Annotated in this window: 24 protein-coding genes; 13 read left to right on the top strand and 11 right to left on the bottom strand. The window is 42.0% G+C overall.

All coding sequences use genetic code 11. From position 1 onward, the window contains the following. Nucleotides 1-178: 178 nt before the first annotated feature. Entirely contained in the window at nt 179-937 is a 759-nt protein-coding gene (locus tag DXX92_RS10460; protein WP_116000394.1) for a Nif3-like dinuclear metal center hexameric protein, read from the bottom strand. A 500-nt stretch (nt 938-1,437) separates the two neighbouring features. On the opposite strand from DXX92_RS10460, the gene DXX92_RS10465 reads away from it, so the two are divergent. Next, complete coding sequence (locus DXX92_RS10465; protein WP_116002384.1) at nt 1,438-4,056, top strand: TonB-dependent receptor plug domain-containing protein; 2,619 nt, start codon at nt 1,438-1,440, stop codon at nt 4,054-4,056. A 133-nt stretch (nt 4,057-4,189) separates the two neighbouring features. Continuing rightward, entirely contained in the window at nt 4,190-5,518 is a 1,329-nt protein-coding gene (locus DXX92_RS10470; protein ID WP_115999868.1) for an IS4 family transposase, read from the top strand. 139 nt (nt 5,519-5,657) lie between these two features. Here the strand turns inward: DXX92_RS10470 and DXX92_RS10475 are convergent, their stop codons facing one another. Then, the gene (locus DXX92_RS10475) at nt 5,658-6,131 is read right to left on the bottom strand and encodes a GNAT family N-acetyltransferase (RefSeq protein ID WP_116000395.1); all 474 of its coding nucleotides are present in this window, start codon (nt 6,129-6,131) and stop codon (nt 5,658-5,660) included. Between the two features lie 141 nt (nt 6,132-6,272). Continuing rightward, nucleotides 6,273-6,524: a hypothetical protein gene (locus tag DXX92_RS10480; protein WP_116000396.1), complete on the bottom strand. Its 252-nt coding sequence runs from the start codon at nt 6,522-6,524 to the stop codon at nt 6,273-6,275. A gap of 295 nt (nt 6,525-6,819) precedes the next feature. Here DXX92_RS10480 and DXX92_RS10485 point away from each other — a divergent pair, with 295 nt between their 5' ends. Continuing rightward, complete coding sequence (locus tag DXX92_RS10485; protein ID WP_116000397.1) at nt 6,820-7,776, top strand: IS110 family transposase; 957 nt, start codon at nt 6,820-6,822, stop codon at nt 7,774-7,776. Between the two features lie 22 nt (nt 7,777-7,798). Here DXX92_RS10485 and DXX92_RS10490 read toward each other — a convergent pair whose 3' ends face one another. From DXX92_RS10490 to DXX92_RS10505, 4 genes are all read right to left on the bottom strand, one after another. Beyond that, the gene (locus DXX92_RS10490; protein WP_116000398.1) at nt 7,799-8,140 is read right to left on the bottom strand and encodes a hypothetical protein; all 342 of its coding nucleotides are present in this window, start codon (nt 8,138-8,140) and stop codon (nt 7,799-7,801) included. A 402-nt stretch (nt 8,141-8,542) separates the two neighbouring features. Further along, nucleotides 8,543-9,346, bottom strand: a complete 804-nt coding sequence (locus DXX92_RS10495; RefSeq protein WP_116000399.1) for a methyltransferase family protein — start codon at nt 9,344-9,346, stop codon at nt 8,543-8,545. A 61-nt stretch (nt 9,347-9,407) separates the two neighbouring features. Continuing rightward, complete coding sequence (locus DXX92_RS10500) at nt 9,408-9,710, bottom strand: hypothetical protein (RefSeq protein ID WP_116000400.1); 303 nt, start codon at nt 9,708-9,710, stop codon at nt 9,408-9,410. A gap of 169 nt (nt 9,711-9,879) precedes the next feature. Further along, nucleotides 9,880-10,737 (bottom strand): LysR family transcriptional regulator, encoded by an 858-nt coding sequence (locus tag DXX92_RS10505; protein ID WP_116000401.1) that lies wholly within the window; start codon nt 10,735-10,737, stop codon nt 9,880-9,882. Nucleotides 10,738-10,957: 220 nt separating this feature from the next. Between DXX92_RS10505 and DXX92_RS10510 the strand changes: the two genes are divergently transcribed. Continuing rightward, complete coding sequence (locus tag DXX92_RS10510; protein WP_116000402.1) at nt 10,958-11,368, top strand: hypothetical protein; 411 nt, start codon at nt 10,958-10,960, stop codon at nt 11,366-11,368. 110 nt (nt 11,369-11,478) lie between these two features. On the opposite strand, the gene DXX92_RS10515 is transcribed toward DXX92_RS10510, so the two are convergent. The 3 genes from DXX92_RS10515 to DXX92_RS10525 all read right to left on the bottom strand — a co-directional run bounded on the left by DXX92_RS10515 (nt 11,479) and on the right by DXX92_RS10525 (nt 14,215). After that, a complete protein-coding gene (locus DXX92_RS10515) occupies nt 11,479-12,381 on the bottom strand; it encodes a haloalkane dehalogenase (protein ID WP_116000403.1) in 903 nt (300 codons plus the stop codon). A gap of 85 nt (nt 12,382-12,466) precedes the next feature. Then, nucleotides 12,467-13,210, bottom strand: coding sequence for a DUF1223 domain-containing protein (locus tag DXX92_RS10520; RefSeq protein ID WP_181901740.1), 744 nt, complete (start codon nt 13,208-13,210; stop codon nt 12,467-12,469). A 105-nt stretch (nt 13,211-13,315) separates the two neighbouring features. Beyond that, nucleotides 13,316-14,215, bottom strand: a complete 900-nt coding sequence (locus DXX92_RS10525) for a methyltransferase domain-containing protein (RefSeq protein WP_116000405.1) — start codon at nt 14,213-14,215, stop codon at nt 13,316-13,318. Between the two features lie 118 nt (nt 14,216-14,333). Between DXX92_RS10525 and gloB the strand changes: the two genes are divergently transcribed. The 3 genes from gloB to DXX92_RS10540 all read left to right on the top strand — a co-directional run bounded on the left by gloB (nt 14,334) and on the right by DXX92_RS10540 (nt 17,569). After that, the gene (gene gloB, locus DXX92_RS10530; protein WP_116000406.1) at nt 14,334-15,113 is read left to right on the top strand and encodes a hydroxyacylglutathione hydrolase; all 780 of its coding nucleotides are present in this window, start codon (nt 14,334-14,336) and stop codon (nt 15,111-15,113) included. Nucleotides 15,114-15,197: 84 nt separating this feature from the next. Next, a complete protein-coding gene (locus tag DXX92_RS10535; protein ID WP_116000407.1) occupies nt 15,198-16,817 on the top strand; it encodes a lytic transglycosylase in 1,620 nt (539 codons plus the stop codon). Nucleotides 16,818-16,951: 134 nt separating this feature from the next. Continuing rightward, nucleotides 16,952-17,569, top strand: a complete 618-nt coding sequence (locus tag DXX92_RS10540; RefSeq protein WP_116000408.1) for a LysE family translocator — start codon at nt 16,952-16,954, stop codon at nt 17,567-17,569. 120 nt (nt 17,570-17,689) lie between these two features. Here DXX92_RS10540 and DXX92_RS10545 read toward each other — a convergent pair whose 3' ends face one another. Beyond that, entirely contained in the window at nt 17,690-18,154 is a 465-nt protein-coding gene (locus tag DXX92_RS10545; protein WP_116000409.1) for a hypothetical protein, read from the bottom strand. A 280-nt stretch (nt 18,155-18,434) separates the two neighbouring features. Here DXX92_RS10545 and ccoN point away from each other — a divergent pair, with 280 nt between their 5' ends. From ccoN to DXX92_RS10575, 6 genes are all read left to right on the top strand, one after another. Then, the gene (ccoN, locus tag DXX92_RS10550) at nt 18,435-19,859 is read left to right on the top strand and encodes a cytochrome-c oxidase, cbb3-type subunit I (RefSeq protein ID WP_116000410.1); all 1,425 of its coding nucleotides are present in this window, start codon (nt 18,435-18,437) and stop codon (nt 19,857-19,859) included. A gap of 23 nt (nt 19,860-19,882) precedes the next feature. After that, nucleotides 19,883-20,527: a cytochrome-c oxidase, cbb3-type subunit II gene (gene ccoO, locus DXX92_RS10555; RefSeq protein ID WP_220347692.1), complete on the top strand. Its 645-nt coding sequence runs from the start codon at nt 19,883-19,885 to the stop codon at nt 20,525-20,527. Nucleotides 20,528-20,532: 5 nt separating this feature from the next. Next, nucleotides 20,533-20,706: a cbb3-type cytochrome oxidase subunit 3 gene (locus DXX92_RS10560; protein WP_116000412.1), complete on the top strand. Its 174-nt coding sequence runs from the start codon at nt 20,533-20,535 to the stop codon at nt 20,704-20,706. Beyond that, on the top strand, nt 20,706-21,680 hold the full coding sequence (ccoP, locus tag DXX92_RS10565; protein WP_116000413.1) for a cytochrome-c oxidase, cbb3-type subunit III: 975 nt from the start codon (nt 20,706-20,708) through the stop codon (nt 21,678-21,680). Before DXX92_RS10560 ends, ccoP begins: the two co-directional genes overlap by 1 nt. 199 nt (nt 21,681-21,879) lie before the next feature. Next, nucleotides 21,880-22,644 (top strand): BRO family protein, encoded by a 765-nt coding sequence (locus DXX92_RS10570; protein WP_116000414.1) that lies wholly within the window; start codon nt 21,880-21,882, stop codon nt 22,642-22,644. 174 nt (nt 22,645-22,818) lie between these two features. Further along, nucleotides 22,819-23,313: a FixH family protein gene (locus tag DXX92_RS10575; protein ID WP_116000415.1), complete on the top strand. Its 495-nt coding sequence runs from the start codon at nt 22,819-22,821 to the stop codon at nt 23,311-23,313. Nucleotides 23,314-23,317: the final 4 nt, after the last annotated feature.

Below are 23,317 nucleotides of genomic sequence, written 5' to 3' on the forward strand. Positions count from 1 at the left end.
GGGTATTTCTTGAAGGTATTGCTTAATGGTATTAGTTAAAGACATAGCCTGAAGGTATTGCATAATTCAGTAACTGAGCAACTAAACATCAGATCGACCATAAACAGGCCTAACAAGAAAAAAGCCCGAACACTTTCTAATGTTTGGGCTGTGTTGTTATCGAGTGAATTATTCGTATTTACACTGGGTTATCAATATCAATAAAATCAACGTTGAGGCCTAAATCACGAGCAACAAATTCGCCTAATGCTTTTGCGCCATAACGTTCAGTAGCGTGATGACCAGCAGCAAAAAAATGAATATCCATTTCACGCGCTATATGGGTTGTCTGCTCTGAAGCTTCACCTGAAATAAAGGCATCTATCCCCTGCTCTGCTGCCAGTTCGATATAACCTTGCCCACCGCCAGTGCACCAAGCCACGGTTTTTATTGGTTTGTTTGACGGTGGTGCGATATGTAAACATTGGCGATTGAGCTTTTTACTGATCATTTCGTTAAAGCTGACACCATCAATACCAAACGGCAACTCCCCTTGAATTGGCACGCTTACAGGATTACCAAGTTCTAATGGCCCAGTGACCTTAATGCCTAACAATTTAGCCAACTGCGCATTATTACCAAGCTCAGGGTGAATATCTAACGGCAAGTGGTAAGCGAATAAATTAATATTGTGATCTAATAACTTTTTAATACGCTGATATTTCATACCTGTAATCGTTTGGTTTTCACCTTTCCAGAAATACCCATGATGCACCAAAATAGTATCGGCTTTTAAAGCGATAGCCTCATCAATTAGCGCTTCTGTTGCGGTTACCCCTGTGACAATATTGGTAACTTCCTCTGCTCCTTGTACTTGCAATCCATTGGGGCAAAAGTCTTTAATTTGTTCAGGTTTTAAAAGTGCCTGCAAATATTGAACGAATTCTGTTCTAAGCATGTAAATTCCAAAAATAACCTAACATTTGATTGCGCCTACTTTACCTCAAATTACTTTCACTTGCGCCCAACAAGTAAGATTTACTACACAGCATTAAGCAAAATCTTGCACTTTCGCCCCAAGAAGCTTGCTTTTAGTGTTCAGAATTTATGCGAAAAACAACACTTAAATTATATTTATGCTGCTTATGTGAATATTAATTCAGCAAACGGTTATTTTTTATAAATTTATTTTCGTACGAACTAAATCGTAAAGAAACTAAGTGTATACAAGGGCTGCAGCGCGAAATTTCATAATTTACGGACAGAATAATTTACAATTTGATTAAGTTATATACATATACCCTATTTCTATATGCTGATTTATTTGATACAAAATTAGCGTCATGTTGTACCGAGTGAACTAAGTGCTTCTCCCCTGTAACACTTTGTGAACAATGGTTTACCATCAGGATTTGACACAAATAACAAAAGCAAAATAACGCAAAAGGAAATATGGAAATGACAAAGTTCTTTTCAAAGAAAACGTCACTTGCGCTTAGCATTTCAGCAGCACTGCTTGCCTCTCAAAGTTTCAACGCTGTAGCCGAAGAAGCAAACGAAGAAATCGAACGCATTCAAATTACTGGTTCACACATCAAACGCACCAGTATGGAAGGCCCATCGCCGATCACAAGTTTATCGTCAGACGATATTCAAAAAACCGGTGTCACAGATTTAATTAGCTTATTCACTAAGTTACCTATCTCTGGCCAAGGGACTTTCTCAACCCAAGCAAACAGCTCAGATGATACGGCTAATGGTGGTTCATCGGTATCACTGCGCGGCCTAGGTGCCGATTCAACGCTAATCTTAGTTAATGGTCGCCGTGTTTCGGTCAGTCCATTCGCTAAAGGTATTGATACCGCTTTCGTTGATATCAACAACATTCCATTATCTGCCATTAAACGTGTAGACATCTTAAAAGATGGTGCTTCTGCAACTTATGGTTCAGACGCTGTTGCAGGTGTAATTAACGTTGTACTTCGCGACGATGTTGATGGTGTTGAACTATCAGGTAAAGTGGGCACAACCGCCGATGGTGGCGGTGATGAACAAAGCTTTAGTTTAGTGTTTGGTAATCAAACTGAAAAATCTAGCCATACGTTCATCTTAGAATATTTTGATCGTGAAGAAGTATTATACGCTGATCGCGACTACTCTCGTTCAGCTAACCAAGCAGCGCTAACTGGCGACCCATTAGCAACTGATTTCCGTTCATCTTCAGGTATTCCAGGTACAATTGCCCTTGCCTCTGATCCGTCAAATCGTTTGATTGACTTATTCGGCAACGACATTTGTCCAGTTGAAGACCAAGACCCTGAGAACAACCTTTGTCGTTACGATTACGCGCCACACATGACCATGATCCCAGATGCAGAACGCTTTAGCTGGAACTACATGGGTAAGTACGAAATTAACGACACGGTACGTGCATTTGCTGAGTTAAACGGTCAAAACTCAAAATCAATTGTTCGCGGTGCAGGTAGCCCAAGCTTCAACGAATTGTTTATGTCTGGCGACAACCCAAATCATCCATTTGCCGATATGCCAGATCATCCGTTCTATCAACAAGACTTAACCATGCGTCGTCGTACCGTAGATATCGGTAACCGTGAGAAGCGTGTTGATTCTGACTACTACCGTGCAATTCTTGGTTTGCAAGGTGAAGTTAACGACTGGAGCTGGGAACTTGCTTACAGCTACATTAAGAGCGAATCAACAGAGCGTGGTGTTGACGGCTTCCCTAACTCACGCCGCATCCAAGAAGCCATTGACGGTGTACAGTTAGATGATGGTACAACCCTTTACTGGAATCCGTTTGAGCCTTCTGCTAACTCTCAAGAATCACTTGATTACATCGAAACAACCACTGTTCGTGTCGGTAAATCAACTAACCGCTCAATTGACTTTAAGATCTCTGGCCCTGTGCTAGAAATGGAACACGGCGACTTACTACTTGCATTAGGTGCCGAGTACCGTGAAGAAAGCATTGCTGATAACCCAGATGATCAATTCCTACGTGGTGACATCTTCGGTACCGAAGCAACACAAGCTAACGGTTCACGCGATAACACCGCCATTTTCGGTGAATTAGCAATTCCAGTGCTTGATACCTTAGAAGTACAACTAGCGGTACGTTACGAAGACTACTCAGACTTTGGTACGACGACCGATCCAAAAGTATCTTTCTTGTGGGCACCAAGTGATGACTTAAGTGTTCGTGGTTCATACGGTACTGCGTTCCGTGCACCTTCTTTACATCAGCTAGGTTTAGGCCGCACTGACGAATCACCAAACTTAGTTGATACGCAGCGCTGTGCATTAATTGGCGATCAAGACCGTGCATGTGATCCTCAAGAATATACAGCAGTATTCGAAGGTAACCCGGATCTTGGCCCAGAAGAGTCAGAGAGTTACAACTTTGGTGTAATTTACAACGTTACCGACGATTTAAGCTTCTCAATTGACTACTACAACTACGATATTGAAGACATTATCGACTCTGATACTCAGTTTGTAATGGACAACTTTGGTTTAGATCCAAACATCGTAGAGCGTCGCCCAACTTCAATTCCTGGTGACCCAGGTGAAGTTATTCAAGTTAACGACAGCTTCCAAAACATTGGTGACTTAGAAACTTCAGGTTTAGACATTGATATTCGTTACAACCTAGAAACTGAATACGGTCAATTCCGCTTTGGTTACATCATGAACTACGTAACTAAGTTTGAAGACTTCCGTGGTACAGAAGAAGGTGGTTTCGAGCAACCAGAAGTGCGTTGGACAACGTCGGTTGACTGGTTAAAAGATGACTTTAGCGCTACAGTAGCGGTTAACTACATCGGTGAGTTTGACCAAGAAGCATCGTTAAACATCGATAAGAAAGTTGATTCAATGACCACGGTTGATGCCACTATCAACTACTACGGCATTGAAGACACTGTACTAACGTTAGGTGCAACTAACTTATTTAATGAAGAACCTCCGTTTGCTTACCACGACTTTATGGGTTTTGTGGTTAACGTACATAACGGTCAAGGCCGCTTTGCCTACGCACAAGCAACATATAAGTTCTAATTAAGTGAATATTATGTGATAAAAGCCCGGTAATTACCGTAATGCCGATCAGTTAAGAAATTTAATCGATCGGTTGACCGATATTTAAAAGGCTTCAAAATCCGATATCAGTTTTCTGCTATCGGATTTTTTTATGCCCCTTGTCCAAGCTTTTGAAGATGTATCGTCGTTTTTAGATGACGTTAATACACTGGATAAACTCAAAGCGATACTTGACCCAAATATTCTTGAACAAGCTTTCGAGTATGCCGGAGTTGCGACAGTAAGGCGAAGAAGGCTGCCATTGGAAGCGGTTATGTGGTCAGTGATAGGAATGAGTCTATTTCGTCATGAAACGGTTTGGGATATTGCCAGTCGTCTTGATATTTCTCTCCCCGGCAAACATAAGCTAGTAGCGCCTAGTGCGCTTGTACAAGGGCGCCAACGCTTAGGTTACGAAGCGGTGCAACAAACATTTCAATTACTTGCTCATAGAGCATTTTCTACTCATGCCTTTGAGCATTGGTGTGGGTTAAATTTGCTCGCGGTAGATGGTGTAGTTTTTCGCACACAAGACAATGAAGATAACCGTGTAGCGTTTGGGAGTGACCGTAATCAGCGCGGTGAAGGCAGTTATCCTCAGATACGCATGTGTGGGCTCATGGAAGTGTCAAGCCACCTGTTATTGGATAGTGCATTTGATAGTCGCCATGTGGGCGAAATGACATTAGCAGAGCGACTTTTGCCAACAGTACCAGAAGAGTCTTTAACCCTATTCGATCGAGGTTATTATTCACTGGGGCTTTTGCATAACTGGCAACATCAAGGGCAAAATACTCATTGGATGATCCCCGCGAGAAAAGACCTACAGTATCAAGTTGAACGCAGCTTGGGTGAATACGATAAGATAGTCACATTATCGACCAGCCCACAAGCAAGAAAGAAATTTAGGGGGCTGCCTGCACACCTCACTGCGAGGCTCACGTCATACCAAGTGAATGGAAAGTCTTATCGTGTACTAAGCTCATTAACCGACCCGCTACGATTTCCATACGATGAACTCACCGAAGTCTATACGCAGCGCTGGGAAATCGAACTAGGATTTAGGGAGATGAAGCAGGGATTACATCAAGCCAAACATGTCCTACGTAGTAAAAAGCCTGACATGGTGCGTCAGGAGTTATGGGGACTTTTACTGGCTTATAACCTGATACGTATTGCGATGCTTGATGCCGCCAACGCAGATGAAATGATATCACCAACGAGGCTAAGTTTTAGTTTATGCATGCGACACGTGATTGCATTTCTCATGCTTACACCGATACGTAGCGCAAGCAAACTGCCAATTCACTATGAGGAATTACTCACCACCTTGAGGATGTTTACATTACCAGACAAATTACCCGATAGGCATTACCCAAGAGTCGTTAGAAAGAAACCGACGAAATATCCTTATAAACGAAAAATGCCAGTCAGCTCTTAACTGACTGGCATTACGGTAATTACCGGGCTTTTTTATAGTTTTTTATTTGATTTTTATTAGCTTTAGAAAAGCTAAACTAACCGAATTGCGACAAGAGCAAAACTGAAATCTGAAAGAAAACGGCAAGAAACTAAAAGCTTTATTTATTCAACAGCCTATTAGGCTCTTTATTGTTATTTAGCTCGTGTACCGTTACTTCATACTTTTCGTTGCCAGGCATTTGACCACTAGCCATGCCAGTTTCAATAAAGCCAAGCGATTTATAGAACGCTAACGCGGCATTATTGCCTTTCAATACTTCTATTGAAAATATGCGAGCAGGTGACCCAATAACAGCTTTCACTAATGCTTTACCAATGCCACTGCGATAGGTAGTTGGATCAACATATAACCAAGCAATTTCTTCTTTGTCATATGCAATAAACCCAACAACTTGATCATTTTGCTCAGCAATCAATATTTCATATTCAAACAAATCTTCATTCTCTGCAGCTACTTCCAGTGGTAAGAACGCACTTTCTAGTGAGGCACCTCGCAGTTCATCTAATCGAGCTGAGTCGTGTATCTCGCAGATACGGGCCCAGTCTTTTTCTAAATAATCACGAATTATCATATTGAGTTTTGGTTTTCGTTTCGTTTTGGTTTTGGTTTTGGAGAGTTGGAGTTTTCAGGTTTGGTTTCCATGTAATGCCTAATGTTTGAATAAACAGTGAAAAATTAGTTATTGATCTCAAAGCCTTGAGTTAGGAATACTTTATTTTAGGTTCGCTATTTTCTGATTTAGCTCATAGCCACTATCGGTAACGATAGCCTCTACTGCGGCTAACCTTTCTTTTAATGCTTTTACTTCATTTTGAAGCTCAAGGTTTGTCTTGCTATCAAGCCCACTTTGTAGCGCTTGCAATTGGGCATTTACTTCTGATTTGTATTTAAAATACTTAGAAATAAAAATACCAATTAAGATCGGTGATGCAAAAGTTAAAATAACGAGTAATAGTTCGAACATTTAATTTCCCTTTAAATTTATAGTGATAAGAAGGTGTCAGTCAAAACAGCTGAACTGCATTGTCCTTTTGAGTAACTTGTATGGATAATTACCCACCTAAATAACCATTTTCGGTAAAGTGAGACCCAAGCCTTAGCGGCAACTAAGGCCTTCTTTTACAGTAGTTCGATTGATTAATGGCTCCTCAATTGAGAGACCGGTAACAAGAACGAACGCTGTAAAAGACTCCAAGCAACATACTCGAATAGTCTACTGGGTCTCGAACCCGCATTATGCAAGCAAGGGTTAGCTTATTATGAAAACAGTCATCAATCAAAAGATTCACGTTGGGGTTGATACAGGTAAATACCAACTGGATGTTTACCTTCGTCCTTTGGACATTTACTTCACCGTCACCAATGACGAAAAAGGGATTACAGAGGCCATAAATCAGCTCAAGCAATACCCGATTGAACGCATCGTTATTGAAGCGACAGGACGGTTAGAAATGCCCTTTATTATGGCGTGTGCGAATAGTAAACTTCCCTTTGTTATCGCCAATCCTATTCACATCAAACGCTTTGCTGGTGCGATTGGGCAACGGGCTAAAACGGACAAACTTGATGCGCAGCTTATCGCCCACTATGGGGAAGTGATTAAACCAGCACTATCACAACTCAAACCAAGCATCATGCAGGCCATGAGTGATTTGGTCGCCAGAAGAAATCAGTTACTTGTGATGCAAACGATGGAAAAGAACCGCCTTCAATCCCTACCGAAAAGCTTGTCGATGACGATAAAACCAATACTCACCGCGTTTAAACATCAAATCCTAAAAATTGAAAAAAAGCTCGTTGAACTCATCGAGTCTTGTCCTGAATACCAGGCGAAAAATACGATTCTGCAAAGCATGACAGGTATTGGCAAGATAGCGGCAGCGTCAATCATCTGTAATTTACCCGAGCTTGGCTATGTGACGGGTAAACAAGCGAGCAGCCTAGTTGGTGTTGCGCCGATGAATCGAGAAAGTGGCCGTTATAAAGGGCAACGGAGAATCCAAGGTGGGCGGCACCAAGTACGCACGGTGTTATATATGGCCATGCTGTCAGCTATTCAAAGTAATCCCGTGTTTAAAGACACCTATCAACGATTAGTCGTTGCAGGCAAACCTAAAAAAGTGGCGATTATTGCCTGTATCAGAAAGATGGTGGTGATATTAAATTCGATGCTCAGAGACGGAGTAATGTGGGAAGCGCCAAGGGCTAAAAGTTAGCTATTGACGCCATAGTCTCTTGTTATGTGTTTATGACCACATACCTTACGGTCGCTTGACTAATAACATTTGAACCTTCTTGAATCTTCCATACTCGGCCTATAGTTAACAACTCGCGTAACCCAATAGAGTCAATAAAAGTTACGTTTAAGATTTTAGTTTCCCCGGGGTAAACCCATTCATCCTCTTGTAACTCAAATTGCCCCATAAACATTCTTGAATTTTCAGGCCAATCAAAATTGTGGTTGGGTCTATAGTATTGTGTGAAAGGAGTATGTCGCCCACCATCTTCGGTCTTGTATAGTGTGACTTCAGCTTCTACTAAATATGGCCCATCACCTGCGAACTCGAGTACGTCATACATGATTTAGCACCCTTCAATGACACATAACAGTTTATTAGAAGGCAAATTGCGCGCTTTCCACAATTCCCTTCAACGCTTTATTCATTGATATTTACTTTAGTTAAAAGGACTTTTCAATACTAGTCAACAACTTATAAAATATGAAAAAGTATATATTGGAAGAAAGCGCGCAATTTGCGCGCTTTCACCGTGGAAAGAAGGATTTACTTTAAACTGTATTTATACACATGTAGAAATTAAAAAATGTTTGTATTTATGGCTTGTGAGAGAAAAGGTGAATATGTGTCGTTTTAGCTGCCCCACTTTATTACGTAATGGCTGCTTATCACCAAGATAAACAGCCTGTTACATAAAGAGTCATAAAGTCTCTTATAGGAATTCATGACCAAATCAGCAGATAAATCATGTACGGGCTTTTGTAGGTTGTTGCTGTTGTGTGCTTTGAACTCGCTTCAACCCGATAGGTAATAACTGCGGCACCCGCTCCATGTAATCGGCGTAAACTTTGCCAAATCTCGCCAATAAGTCACGCTCTTCATAACCAATGCCGATAAACACATAAATAGAGAACAAACTTGCCGCAACCAGATGGCCGACTGTCATCTCAGGGGTTGACCAGAACACAATCAACATACCCAGATACATAGGATGGCGAGAAACTTTATACAAAGATGGGGTTTTGAAATCCTCTTCTACCATAGGTTTGTCTTTATAGGCATACCAAGCCTGAGCAAGTCCAAAAAGTTGCGTATGGCTGATCAAAAAGGTTGACCACAATACCAAGCTTGCACCCGCGAAGAAGCTAAGTTGCAGCACAACCGAGGCCATTCCTGTGGCTTGCCAGACCATAATGTCGATAGGTTGCCATGCCAGATAGAACCAGATAAGCACGAAGCAGGTTGCCAGCATAAATACACTGCGCTCTAGCGACGAAGGTATCCATTTCAAGATAAGCTTTTTAAACCCTGATCTGGCCATCACACTATGTTGTACCCCAAAGGCAACAATAAGTAAGGCATTAGCAATAACGGCGGGTAACAATGGAATGTTGCCTAAAACTGGGCCACTTCCTACCGTTTTAATGATTTCCGGCAGAGGAAAATAATAGCTAAAGAACGGCCCACCTAAAAAGACCAATAGATACGTGAACACACACCAAAACAGCAAATATATGGCCGCGCTAATCGCAAGTTGTATTGTTTTCATGGAATCATCCTAATTTAAAGTTATGTGTCGGTTTCTGCATCATTCAATTTATTCCCGAGTATCAACCCTGATACTTGGTTCGTATGCTTAATCCAATCACCAATAAGCCGAAGAAAACCGAATAGGCAATCCCCTCAGTACTGAATTTCAGAGAACTTAATTTCAAAACAGATATTATTGGCGTCAGCACGTTTGCAAGTGCAGCCTGAGTGACAGGACAGAAAGAAACCGCTGAAACAATAAAGAGCACGCACAGCCCTAAAAAGTATTGCGTATACCTCTTTGCAGTAGCGTGTGATTGCCCTTGAGGTTTTGCCGAGTCTTTTTTTACCGAGCTTTGTACCGTGTTTATTTGCTTAACCATCGTCTTTTTCCCGTTCCGTTATTGGACGAAACCAAGCTTAATGACAGCGGTTAAGAAGGTACAATTATTAAAATTAATTGCCCTATAAGAATTGCTTTAATGCTAGTAAATACAATCTATTAGTGTCGTTGTAAGAGCAAAAGAATAATTTTTCTCGAAACTAACAAATTCACAAATGACGAGGAGCATTCTGTTGCAGATGCTCAATAACTTGTTTTTGTAATGCCGACATGTAACGGTTTTTCACATAACAGAGAATGACTGGGCTGGTGACGGCTTTCGCGTGGGTAACAATCTCGAAATCATCACTGTCTTTAATAATATGCTCAGACACCACAGCTTCACCAAACCCAAGGCGAACGCCATCTATCAGCCCGTAGACGTCATCATAAAAACAGCGGTCGAACTCAAAATCCGCCATTCCTTGAGTGTCAAAAAAGTTGTAGGTGGTAACATCATGCGCATCATGATCTAGAAAAATAGGCGGGTCCAACCGATGTTCGCTGGCCTTATTACGTATATGTACCAAGGTTTCGTGGCCTAGTAACTCAAATTGCAAACGCGGGTCAGTGAATTCGGCATCCACGACGATAAAGTCGACCTCTCCGGACAACAACAACGGGGGTAATTCTCGCAACTCTCTGGAAAAAAACTCCACCTTCAGTTGATGAGGAGAATTAATCAAAGGCAATAACGATGGCATAATCACTGAACGCATCACTGAGCTGAACGCTCCCACACGGATAATACCGTTAGCAATAGCGCTACGGCCGGTCACTTGATTCAACACATCTTGCTCGCGTGCCTGCAAGTCCGACACATATTCGAAAAGGGCCTTCCCCTGCTCTGTCAAACCAATGCCTTCAGGACTGCGGATCAGCAAGTTGGTGTCCAGCTCCTGCTCCAATTTAAGCACCCGCTGAGACAAGGCTGATTGGGTAATATACAAGTTGTCAGCCGCCTGACAAAAGCTCTTGTCTAATGCCACCTGATAAAACGCATTCAATCGATCGGTATTAAGTTTCATAGTATCTAAATACAGGTGAAAGAAGGAAATATACGCACTTAGAAAGTTTAGTTGAACCAAAGAGCTCAAGCCAATTTAGAGAACGCTGCTAGAGCGAGACGAGAGTCAGTAGCATTAGTTCAGGTTAGGTTAAGCGGGCTTTGCTAACGTGAGTTGCTAATGCATGTCGCTAAAGTAAACCGCTAAGGTGACTGTCAAACTTTATTAACTGGAACCATCGATGATACAAAAGATAGTGTTATCACTTTTACTTTTTTCGGCATTTTTCAAAGTAAATGCATTAGCGAATCAGCAAGCCCTGAGCATTGAGCGCCTGATTCCCGAAAATTTTGAGCTGGCCTTCCCCAATGAACAAAACCTACAGCCTCGTAAAAGTGACTTTGCGGTTATTAATTATGCTTTGATGAGCAATCAGGCAGGTGAGCGCTGGGCTGTGGTTACGGTCAGGAATTTAGCCAGTGGATGGCGAATGCTAGATCAAAAACATTTACTGGCGCTCACGGCAAATGGCGAACGAGTTAACCCAACGCATATAGAGCAACATTTTAAGGCAGGAGAAACGCTGTCGTTAACCATTAATTTTGGCGAGCATAAGTTTCCTATACTCTCGATTTATTCTAGAGCCGACTGACACAAGTAAATACAATTTAGCACGGGTTAACACAGCGACATTCTGACAAAGCTAAATGGTAGGTACACTCAATGCCAAACGTATACCTACCACAAAGTTATTAAACGGATTTATAAACCAAACTTAGCTAATGCTTGCTTAGCAATGGGCACGCCGTATTCCTGAACAAAGTGCCCTGCTTCTTCGAGCTTCATGGGTTCGGGACAGCCCTTAATAAACGACCTTAGTACTTCCATAGATTTTTCACCTAACACGGCATCTCGCATACCAATTGCCATAAAGCTTTGTCCTTGCCACTCGTTAGACCAAAATGATCGAGCACGCGTTGTTATATCAATAGCTGGCATATCTGGATCTACTGGCACTAATTGGGGGAAGCGGCGCACTCCTGCTTTGTAGCTATTGTCTGGATATGGGGCATCGTAAGCAACAACATCTAGCATATTCATTGCGCTGCCGGCATCTGTCGCAATTAAACCGCCAACTGGTATTTCAGGTGCACTGGCACAAAATCCTCGCCAGCGGTAAAAGCCCTCTGTTGCACCGTCACCTGCGGGTAAGCCGGTATTCATCACTAATAAATTATCAAAGCGAGCGGCCATATCCATGGGTAAGGTTAAGCCTAGAATCCCGCCCCAATCTTGGCAGACTAAGGTGATATTTTTCAAATCTAAACGCTCAATCAATCGCATTAAGCTGTTTCGGTGAAATTCAAAGGTGTATGTATCATCATCAACAGGCTTATCAGAGCGACCAAATCCATAAAGATCAGGCGCGACGACACGATAACCCGCTTCAGTGAACACAGGAATCATTTTACGATACAAATAACTCCAACTTGGCTCACCGTGTAAACAAAGAAAAGTGGCTTTGGCATCTTTGCTACCTTCATCAATATAAGCCATACGAAGCGTTTCATAACCTGCTAAATCGTCAACATAATTAGGCTGGTATGGAAAGGCTGGAAGTAATGAAAATCTTTCTTCAGGCGTTCTCAGTGCAACTATCGGCATACTCGATTCCTTATTCTTATTTTTCACGTTTATGAGATTAGTAAATAAATATACTTTGTGGCTATTTGTTTTATAGTCAGCGACATTAATCTAACCAACCGCCAACGGCTTGTATAGGTTTAGGGTCAAATCGCTTAGAAAGCCATACAACAATTGCTTTTTGGTTTGACTCAAACTTACCGCTGTTAGGAATAGGCAAACTCGCCGTCAACTGAGTATTGCTGACTTTGACACTGGATTGCTGATAGTCAATCACAACAAAATCATGTGGCAATGCCTTGCCTCTATTTTCACCGCGAGTAACACGCGTTATTTGATCAAATCCAAGAATCGCAACGTGTGCCTGAACATATGGCGGTAGGGCTTGCTCAGCATCAAAGGTCAGTGTTACTTGTTGTTCATCAATTTTGGCACTAAGCTCGCCAACGACTAGCGCGTTATCTATCGGTAATTCTTGGCGGTAAAACCAACCATTCCACCCTTTGCCGTTAACCACAAAACCTGGGGTCGCAATGTTTTGTGTGTGACCAAGGCGCTGGTAATTTTGCTGACGTTTAGTAAAAGCACGTAAGGCGTAAGGATCTTTCCAGCCAATGTAGTCCCAATAGTCGACATGAAGATTAATTGGAATAAACTGCTCAAACAGGCGTTTGTCAGTTTTAAATTGACTAAGCCACTTTTCTGCTGGAGGACAGCTGCTGCAACCTTGAGAGCTATATACTTCCACTAAATTAACTTGTTGTTTGGGGCTAACAAAGGTTTGAGAAAACGTGCCGAAGGAAAGTAACAGGCACAGATAGGAAAACGTCAAGGTAACTGCATTTGGCATTGATAGTAGCTTCATCGCATTGAGTTTGTTAACGGGCTGTCTTAGTTAAGAAACGGCCAACTGCAATAAAATTTCTTTTTACGCACAAGGGCAGTTTGTAAAGCACTACTTATTTTTAGTTGCCTTGCTATTTCTGTTGCTAATCACTCTGTTGCTGTTCATTCTGTTACTGTTCAGCCTATTGCTATTCACTCTATTACTGTTCATAGAAGGCACTCGCGCTGGCTGTAGACTTGGGCGTAATCGCCATTTAGGTTTTATCGGTGTCAGTGGGTGTACGCGTTTTTTCGCGACAATCACATAAATACTGCCAATGGCGGGAAAATATGCTTGTGCGAGTTTTTGCCATGCTTGTTTTATTTTACCCTGTGGCAAAGGTTGTTCATTGCCATCAGCATCTGCTGCAGATTTAGCTGTTTCTTGCTTTACTGCTGTTTGATTATCTGCTGAGGCTTGCCCAGCTAGTGTTGAATGCAGTAAACGCGTATCTTCCAAGATTTCAAAGCCCATCAACTCAAGCCAATCTTTAACCCGCATCGGGGTAAAAAAGTGCTCTCGCCATGGCATTTGTTTGCGGCGATATGGCAGTATTTTATTTAATCCGGCAAAACTTATCGGGTTGTAACCGGTAATCACCATGTAGCCATTGGGAATTAGTACCCTACTCGCTTCCCTGAGCACATGGTGTGGGTCAACACTAAATTCTAATGCATGCCCCAGTAAACACACATCTACGCTGTGTTCGATAAACGGCAAGTCGTCAATATCAGCAATAACAGAACTATTATGACGACAATGAGCGACAGTGATTTGATGCTTAATGGGTGATAAGTGGGTATCTAAAGCGCCACTCAATGCCCCTATTTTCATCAGATGATAACCAAAGAATTTCGCAGTCCACGGCGCGATTGTTTGATTAATCGCATCGAGTATCACATTGCCCATCGGCAAAGACTGCCAGCTTTGCGGCGAGCTCGGTTCTCGGAAGGCTAAAGCCGATTTCATCGTTACGTATTACTCCAACAGCTATTTACACCCATGACTACTCGTTATTTTTATGCAAACGACTTAATTTAGTTATACTAGCCAACAATTGGGCACATTTAGCGAATTAAACAACTCTATGACTATTAATATAACGGCGATTCATGCATTTAACGACAATTATATTTGGGCGATTACACAAGAAAATGAACCTGAACTAACACTTGTCGATCCAGGCCAAGCCGAACCTTGTATAGACTACATCGAAGCTAACGACCTGAAACTGACCAATATATTGATTACTCATCATCATGGTGATCATGTTGGCGCTGTTAAAGCGCTTGTTGCGCAATATGGTAACGACATAAATATTTATGGCCCTGCCACTGAAAACATTCCCCTTTGTCGTTATCCATTAACCGAGGGCGATAGCGTCAATATCGATAAGCCTCAACTTAGTTTTCAGGTGCTTGATGTTCCCGGTCACACCGCAGGCCATATTGTTTACGTTAACGACGATGTTCTTTTTTGTGGCGATACATTATTTAGTGGCGGTTGTGGCCGTTTATTTGAAGGTACGCCTGCGCAAATGCACCACTCACTTGCCAAGCTTAAACAATTGCCACCATCAACAACTGTGTACTGTGCGCACGAATACACCTTAGCCAATTTAGCGTTTGCGCAAGCCGTTGAGCCAAATAATGGTGAACTCAATGAATATGTAGAAACCGCTAAGCAATTAAGAGCACAGCAAATAGCTACCATACCCACCACAATGGCAAGAGAATTGGCAATTAATCCTTTTTTACGTGCTGACCAAGCTGAAGTTCAGCAAAGCGCGCAATCATACACTGGCGCAACACTTAGTAATGAAGTTGACGTGTTCGCTGCGGTTCGACGCTGGAAAGATGAATTTTAGCGACGATTGATGAAATTTAATAACAACTTGAATTAGTTATTCAAACCAGTAGAATTCGGTTAGTTTTTGTCAAAATAAGCGTCTATGAAGCAGTTAACACTTTCAATATCAGCCTCTTTACTATTGCTCGGCTGTCAAACCACGCAGCAAGAGCAGTCATCTGATTTAATCGCCGCTAACGAATACATCGCGACTCCGGTTGAAATCAATCAAGCATTAATGGCTGATGAATCCATAGACGTTATTCATCCTGTAGCTGACGTTGATATTAATTTAGCGGATGATGACATACATATCTCTGATGATATTTGGCAACACATTCAACAACAAATTACGTTCGATATTCCGCAAAACAAACGTGTTGTTGTACAGCGCAACTGGTATGCAAAACACCAAAGCTATTTAGATCGCGTTGCAAAGCGCGCAGAGCCATTTTTGCACTACATAGTGCAAGAGCTTGAAAAGAATGATATGCCAATTGAAATGGCATTGTTGCCAATTGTTGAAAGTGCCTTTGACCCGTTTGCCTACTCTCACGGGCGAGCTTCTGGCATGTGGCAATTTGTACCAGGTACAGGTAAACGCTTTGGCATGAAGCAAAATTGGTGGTACGACGGCAGACGCGACGTGATTGCCTCAACCGATGGCGCCATTAAATACCTTAAATACCTACATAAATATTTTGACGGTGACTGGTTATTAGCCCTAGCAGCCTATAACTCAGGTGAAGGTCGAGTCAAACGAGCAATGAAAGCTAATGCACGTAAGAACAAGCCTACTGATTTTTGGTCACTTGATTTACCTAAAGAAACTCGCGCTTATGTGCCGAAACTGCTAGCACTAGCTGATATTGTTAAGCGTCCTGATGACTTCGGTTTGAACTTATACAAAATTAATAACAACCAAGTCATTTCAACGGTTGATATTAAATCTCAACTCGATTTAGCCAAAGCCGCGCGGTTAGCTGATTTATCTCTTGCTGAATTTCAACGACTAAACCCAGGTTTTAATCGTTGGGCAACCGACCCTGACGGGCCACATTATGTGGTTGTACCAACCGCAAAAGTTGAAGCATTTGAAACAGGTTTAGCAAAACTGACCGATAAAGAGCGTTTGTCTTGGCAGCGTTATCAGATCAAATCAGGTGACAGCTTAATTCGTATCGCCAAGAAGTTTCATACCACACCAGAGCTGATCCGCAGAGTTAACAGCATTAAAGGCAATAATATTCGCGCAGGTAAACATTTGCTGATCCCTGTCGCGGCGCAAGCGCTTGATGACTACATTTTGTCGCAAGAACAGCGTTTAACCAAAACCCAGCAGCGCAAACGCAATGGCATCAAAACCTACCACAAGGTGAAATCAGGCGACACACTTTGGGACATTAGCCGCTTATACAATGTCTCTACCAAGAGCATTGCGAAGTGGAATGGCATGGCACCGCGTGATTACATTAAACCAGGTCAAAAGCTCGTGATTTGGCAAAAGAGTGGTTTAAAGCAGTCAGCCGGTAAACCCGCTGAACAAGTTGTCATGCGCAATATTACTTACAAGGTTCGTCGTGGTGACTCATTTGCCCGTATCGCGAATAAGTTTAACGTGTCCATTAAAGATATTGAGCGTTGGAATAGTTTGAGCCGCAAAAACTACTTACAACCAGGCCAAATGCTGAAATTGTCTGTTGACGTTACCAATAGTATCTAGGCGATAAGCGTCTTTCTTCTTGGAATATTAATATGATTAAAACGGCTCCTTAAGGAGCCGTTTTTCACTAAGCTAATGATTGTGGTTTTGGCTTCTAATTTAATTGGTACAAATGACAAACACTTGAAAATCAGATGATAGATACCACCCTGCTCGCCGTTTTTATTCCAACCATTTTTTTCGTTAGCATCACACCCGGCATGTGCATGACCTTAGCGATGACGCTGGGCATGTCTATTGGCGTCAGGCGCACGCTATTTATGATGTTTGGTGAGCTATTGGGCGTTGCTAGCGTTGCCATTGCTGCTGTAATGGGGGTTGCGGCGGTAATGCTTAACTACCCTAGCGCATTCGCCGCCCTAAAAATTATCGGTGGCATTTATTTAGCGTATATCGGTATTAACATGTGGCGATCGAAAGGCAAGCTTGCCATTAGTAAAGACGACAACGGAGAAAGACAGCCGCTACAACTTTTTTCACAAGGCTTTGTCACCGCAATAGCAAACCCCAAAGGCTGGGCGTTTATGGTTTCCTTACTACCGCCTTTTATTAACCAATCAATGCCACTGGCACCGCAGCTAAGCTTTCTGGTCGCCATTATCTTACTTTCAGAGTTTATTTGCATGATGCTGTATGCAACGGGTGGGAAAACCATAGGTAAGTTACTCACCTCGCAGGGCAACGTGAAATTACTCAATAGAATTTCAGGTGGGTTAATGCTTTGTGTCGCACTATGGCTATTTGCTAGCTAGCAGCTTTTTATAAAAGTGAAGTATAAAAGTCATAGATAAAAGTGATGTATAAAAGTGATGGATAAAATCCATCAATAGCAGTCATGATTAGCAGCTAAACTGTAAGACTATCCCCGAAGATTACAATAAATCTTCAGGTATGGCGTTGAAACTTTGAAAACTTTGCACGGTAAAACTAACTGTTTGCGTCTCGCCAATGGCCGATTCAAGCGTTAACCACACTCGCCATGTCATTTGTGCTTGTGCGCAGCTACCGAACATGGTGTGCGCCGCCCAGCCACCATCGCTTACCTGTTTGAAAAACAATGGGATTTTACCCATGTACATGTCTTCGCCAGCCATGTGTGCGCTGGTTACAGTAAGCTCATTTGGTAGCGCCAAGATATGCATCTCAAACGGCGTTTCAGCAACTAAAAATTTAGTATTAAAACCTAGACTAATCTCGCCAAACTGAGTGGATAATTGACAACTAGATTGACCATAAATGCAGCCAACCTCCTGGCTAATATCTATGCGATTACCGCTTGGTTTACAGCCAAATAAAGAGAATAAAAACAAAATGATATAAGTGTATTTTTTGGTCACAACACTGCCGTTTCACGGTCGATAAAATGGTATTTTACTGGCATTTTTATTGATTATGGCGGATATCTCAGTTTTTTTTTGATTTAGAACAGGTTTTACCCGTAACGCTAATGACTTTTTGGGGGTAACTCTTTAATATGCGCACGGGTTGGAGAACCGCTGGTGACTCACAAAATTTGGTCTATAACTTAAGGTTAGCTTTGAGTGAGATCGTTTTGCGGGCCATTAGGCGCAATCCACGTTCTGTTAATGAATAACTAAAAACTGCGGAAACCATAACATGAGTCAAAGTAATACAGCAGCAGTAGACTACAACATGAAAGTTGTACGTCAATTTACTGTGATGACTGTCATTTGGGGGTTTGTAGGTACGCTAGTTGGTGTCTTAATTGCAGCTCAATTAATTTGGCCTGCGCTAAATTTCGATACTCCTTGGCTAACCTACTCCCGTTTACGTCCACTGCACACCAATGCGGTAATCTTCGCTTTTGGTACTAGTGCACTTTTCGCTACATCTTACTATGTTGTACAACGTACTTGTAAAACAGCATTGTTTGGTGGCAGCTTAGCATCGTTCACCTTCTGGGGTTGGCAGGCCGTTATCCTTGCTGCCGTAATCACCCTACCGTTAGGTTACACTTCAAGTAAGGAATACGCTGAATTAGAATGGCCGATTGATATTGCTATCACGGTAGTTTGGGTAAGCTATGCAATTGTATTCTTTGGTACTGTAATCAAACGAACGACCTCGCACATCTACGTTGCGAACTGGTTCTTCGGTGGCTTCATCATTACCGTTGCGGTATTGCACATTGGTAACAGCATGGCAATTCCAATTTCTGGTATGAAGTCTTACTCGATTTACTCCGGTGCAATCGACGCAATGATGCAATGGTGGTACGGTCACAACGCTGTAGGTTTCCTACTAACAGCAGGTTTCCTTGGTATGATGTACTACTTCGTACCTAAGCAAGCAGAACGTCCAGTTTACTCTTACCGTTTATCTATTGTTCACTTCTGGGCACTAGTATCACTATACATTTGGGCAGGTCCTCACCACTTACACTACACGGCACTTCCTGACTGGGCACAAAGCTTAGGTATGGTAATGTCTGTTGTATTATTCCTTCCTTCTTGGGGTGGTATGATCAACGGTATCATGACGTTGTCTGGTGCATGGCACAAACTACGTAATGACCCTATTCTTCGTTTCCTAATCGTTTCATTGTCTTTCTACGGTATGTCTACTTTCGAAGGCCCAATGATGGCGATTAAATCTGTAAACGCACTATCTCACTACACTGACTGGACTGTTGGTCACGTTCACTCAGGTGCGTTAGGTTGGGTTGCAATGGTTTCAATTGGTGCAATGTACCACTTAATTCCAGTGTTATTTAGCCAAGAGCGTATGTACAGCGTTCGCTTAATCAACATCCACTTCTGGATGCACACTGCGGGTATCGTTTTATACATCGTAGCAATGTGGATTTCAGGTGTAATGCAAGGCTTAATGTGGCGTGCAGTTAACACTGACGGTACGTTAACTTATAGCTTTGTTGAAAGCTTAACGGCTTCTTACCCATTCTACTTTATGCGTTTCTTAGGTGGTGTATTGGTTGTAGCTGGTTTCGGTATCATGATCTACAACATGTTAAAAACCATAGGTGCTGAAAACGGCAGCCTTAAGAAAGTTGAAGCAGCTTAAGGAGCGTTATCATGGCTAATAATATGCAAAACAAGCACGAAAAAGTTGAAAAGCACGTTGGCTGGTTCTTCATCTTTACGATTATGGCGATCAGTATTGGTGGTTTAGTGGAAATTACCCCACTATTCTTCCAAAAAGAAACAACGACGCCGGTAACTAACTTACGTCCATACACTGCACTAGAAATGGAAGGTCGTGACATTTACATCCGTGAAGGTTGTAACGTATGTCACAGTCAAATGATCCGTCCTTTCCGTGCAGAAACTGAACGCTACGGTCACTACTCAGTTGCTGGTGAGCACGTATGGGAGCATCCGTTCCTATGGGGTTCTAAGCGTACTGGTCCTGATTTAGCGCGCGTAGGTGGCCGTTACAGTGATGACTGGCATCGTGCTCACTTAATCGACCCACGCTCGGTAGTGCCAGAGTCAAACATGCCATCGTTCAGATGGTTAGAAGAGAACACCTTAGACGGCAAGCTAACTGCGAAGAAGTTAGAAACGTTCAACATGTTAACTCGTAACCGTGGCCATAAAGATGAAAATGGCAACCCTATTCCACTTTACTCAGCTGAAGACATCGCAAACGCACGTTCTGACGTACAAGGTAAAACGGAAATGGAAGCTATCATCGCTTACCTTCAGTCGTTAGGTCACGCATTGAAGTAATCACCATGGACTATGGAACACTAAGAGGGTTAATTGCCCTTCTAATATTGGCACTTTTTATCATCATTGTGGTCTGGGCTTACAGCAAGAGTCGCAAATCGTCTTTTGACCAAGCAGCGAACTCTATTTTCGAAGAAGACCATAAAGATGAGGTAAACAAACAGGAGACTAATAAATAATGTCTAGCTTCTGGAGTATTTGGATTACAGTTCTTTCACTAGGAACATTAGTAGGTTGTTACCTATTATTACGCTGGTGTTTAAAGAACTTCGCTGGTGTCCCTGAAGGCGAATCAATGGGACACGAATTTGATGGTATCGAAGAATTAAACAACCCACTTCCTAAGTGGTGGTCGACATTCTTCCTAATTACTATCATTTGGGGCTTCGGCTACTTACTTTTCTACCCTGGTTTAGGTAACTGGCAAGGTCTTTTTGGCTGGAAGTCATCTAACCAAGGTATTATGAGCATCGAAGAGTCAAAAGCGTTAACTGCTGCTAACTTAAAGTCAGATTCTGGTGTACTTAACCAGTACGACCGTGAAGTAGCGCAAGCTGACGAAAAATACGGCCCAATCTTTGAAGCATACGCAGCGCGTAGCATTGAAGATTTAGCTGGTGACGAAGAAGCACGTAAAGTAGGTCAACGTTTGTTCCTACAAAACTGTGCACAATGTCACGGCTCTGATGCACGCGGTACAACTGGCTTCCCTAACCTAACGGACAACGATTGGTTATACGGCGGCACACCAGCTGACATCAAGCACTCATTAATCCACGGCCGTAAGGCTAACGGTATGATGGCTTGGAAATCAGCACTAGGTGGTGAGCAAGGTGTTAAAGAAATGGCAGCTTACGTATTAAGCTTAAGTGGCCGTGAAGTTAACGCTGAAGACGCAGCAAAAGCAGCGCCTAAGTTCGCGATGTGTGCGGCATGTCACGGTCCAGAAGGTCAAGGCAGTAATGCTATGGGTATCGCACTTGGTGCACCTGCCCTAAACGACAACATCTGGTTATACGGTGGCTCACAAAAAGCCGTTGAAGAATCTATTCGCAATGGCCGTGCCGGTGTAATGCCAGCTTGGTTAGATATCCTAGGCGAAGAGAAAATTCACGTTATCAGTGCTTACGTTTACAGCTTATCTAATAAGTAATCATTAAACGCAAGTTCCTCTTTAAAAACGCCTTGCTAAGCAATTAGCAAGGCGTTTTTATTTTCAATAAGTTGTTTAGTGCAAGTGTTGTTGCAATATGTTATTGTTTTTATTGCATCTAGATAGTCTAAACGTCCTCTAATCTCTTTAGCGATAAACCTTTTAAAATAGTTAAACTTTAATAAAACATAAATCAATCATGATCTTATCAGAAACAATTTTTTCTTACGAAAGCGCTGGTGGTCAATCGGCAATTAGAACCCTAACAAAAGAAGGGAAATTGTATTTCTCACTATTTGATGTTGTAAAGACTATTTCTGCTGAAAATAGAGCGCTCGATGCTAACAGACCAGGAAAGTCTTTGTTAAATCTTATTAGAGCACATGTTACACACCTCCTCCCTACAGAAGTAATGGTGCGTGACAATATACCGGAAAATATAGATGAGCCTCTGAGAGAAGCCTATGTTACGAAAGCAGGTTTGCTTAGAGTAGTTTTACAGGACAATTCACCTGCATGTATTAAATTTCAAGAATGGATACTTGAAGAAGTCCTTCCAAGTGTAATAGAAACAGGTACTTATACTCACCCGTCGACAAATGCTAACAATACATCGATGTCAGATGGTGACTTTGATGTAGAAAAAATGTTGTTGATTCAACTACAAGAAACTCGAGAGCGGAAAAAAGCAGATTTGGCACTCAAGAGTGAAATGAATCAACTAGCGGTAGAAGTTGATATGTTGAAAACAGGAATTAAAACTGGTTTTACGCTGGTCTCACAACATCCAGTTGCCAGAGAGCTTGAAGATGAAAAGCAAGATAGCTTATTTCTTGATTGTATTGCGTTGTGTTCGCATTACCCCTCAACTTTCAAATCTGAGCGATTGAATCAAAAAAATGATAAAACATCTAAAGCTTTCTCATTAAATACAATTGAAACCGCATTGGAAAAATATCAATAAACCAATAAATACCAGCTACTTAGTTCGGCTACATTGCTTCATTATCATTTGGCGAACAAACTAACATGTTTTATTGATACAGATCTTTAATTTTCGATTAAATCGTAGAGCCCGACGATGAAAAACGCTACAATATTGCCCTTATTTGTCGTAACTAGACTGTAGAATAAATTAATGAAAACTCCTTGGTATAAAGAGCCGTGGGCTTGGTTAGTCTTTTTCCTACCTTTATCTGCGGTGATCGCAGGTATCACTACCGTGATTATTGCAAACACCGATCCCGATGACTTAGTGGTAGGCGACTACTATAAAAAGGGTAAGGCAATTAATATTGAGGTGTCTAAAGTTAAGCTTGCTCAAAAACTTGGCATGAAATTCGGCTTAAAACTTTCTGATAACGAATTAGTTATTCGCCCACTCGGCATTGAAAAAGAATTTCCAGTAATTAATGCCAATTTCTATCACCCAACGCTAGAAGAAAGAGATTTTTACTTAGCGCTAACGCCTGACGGCAATGGTGATTTCAGACACCGCTTTGAAGATGCAGTATCTGGCAAGTGGCGTGTTACCCTCTCATCTTTTGAAAATAACTGGAAAGTGCAAGCAACAGTTGCATTACCACAAGAAGAATTCATTGAGTTAATACCAAACCCTGCACAAGCTCAGTAATAAC

Source organism: Thalassotalea euphylliae, assembly GCF_003390395.1.
GTDB classification, from domain to species: domain Bacteria; phylum Pseudomonadota; class Gammaproteobacteria; order Enterobacterales; family Alteromonadaceae; genus Thalassotalea_F; species Thalassotalea_F euphylliae_C.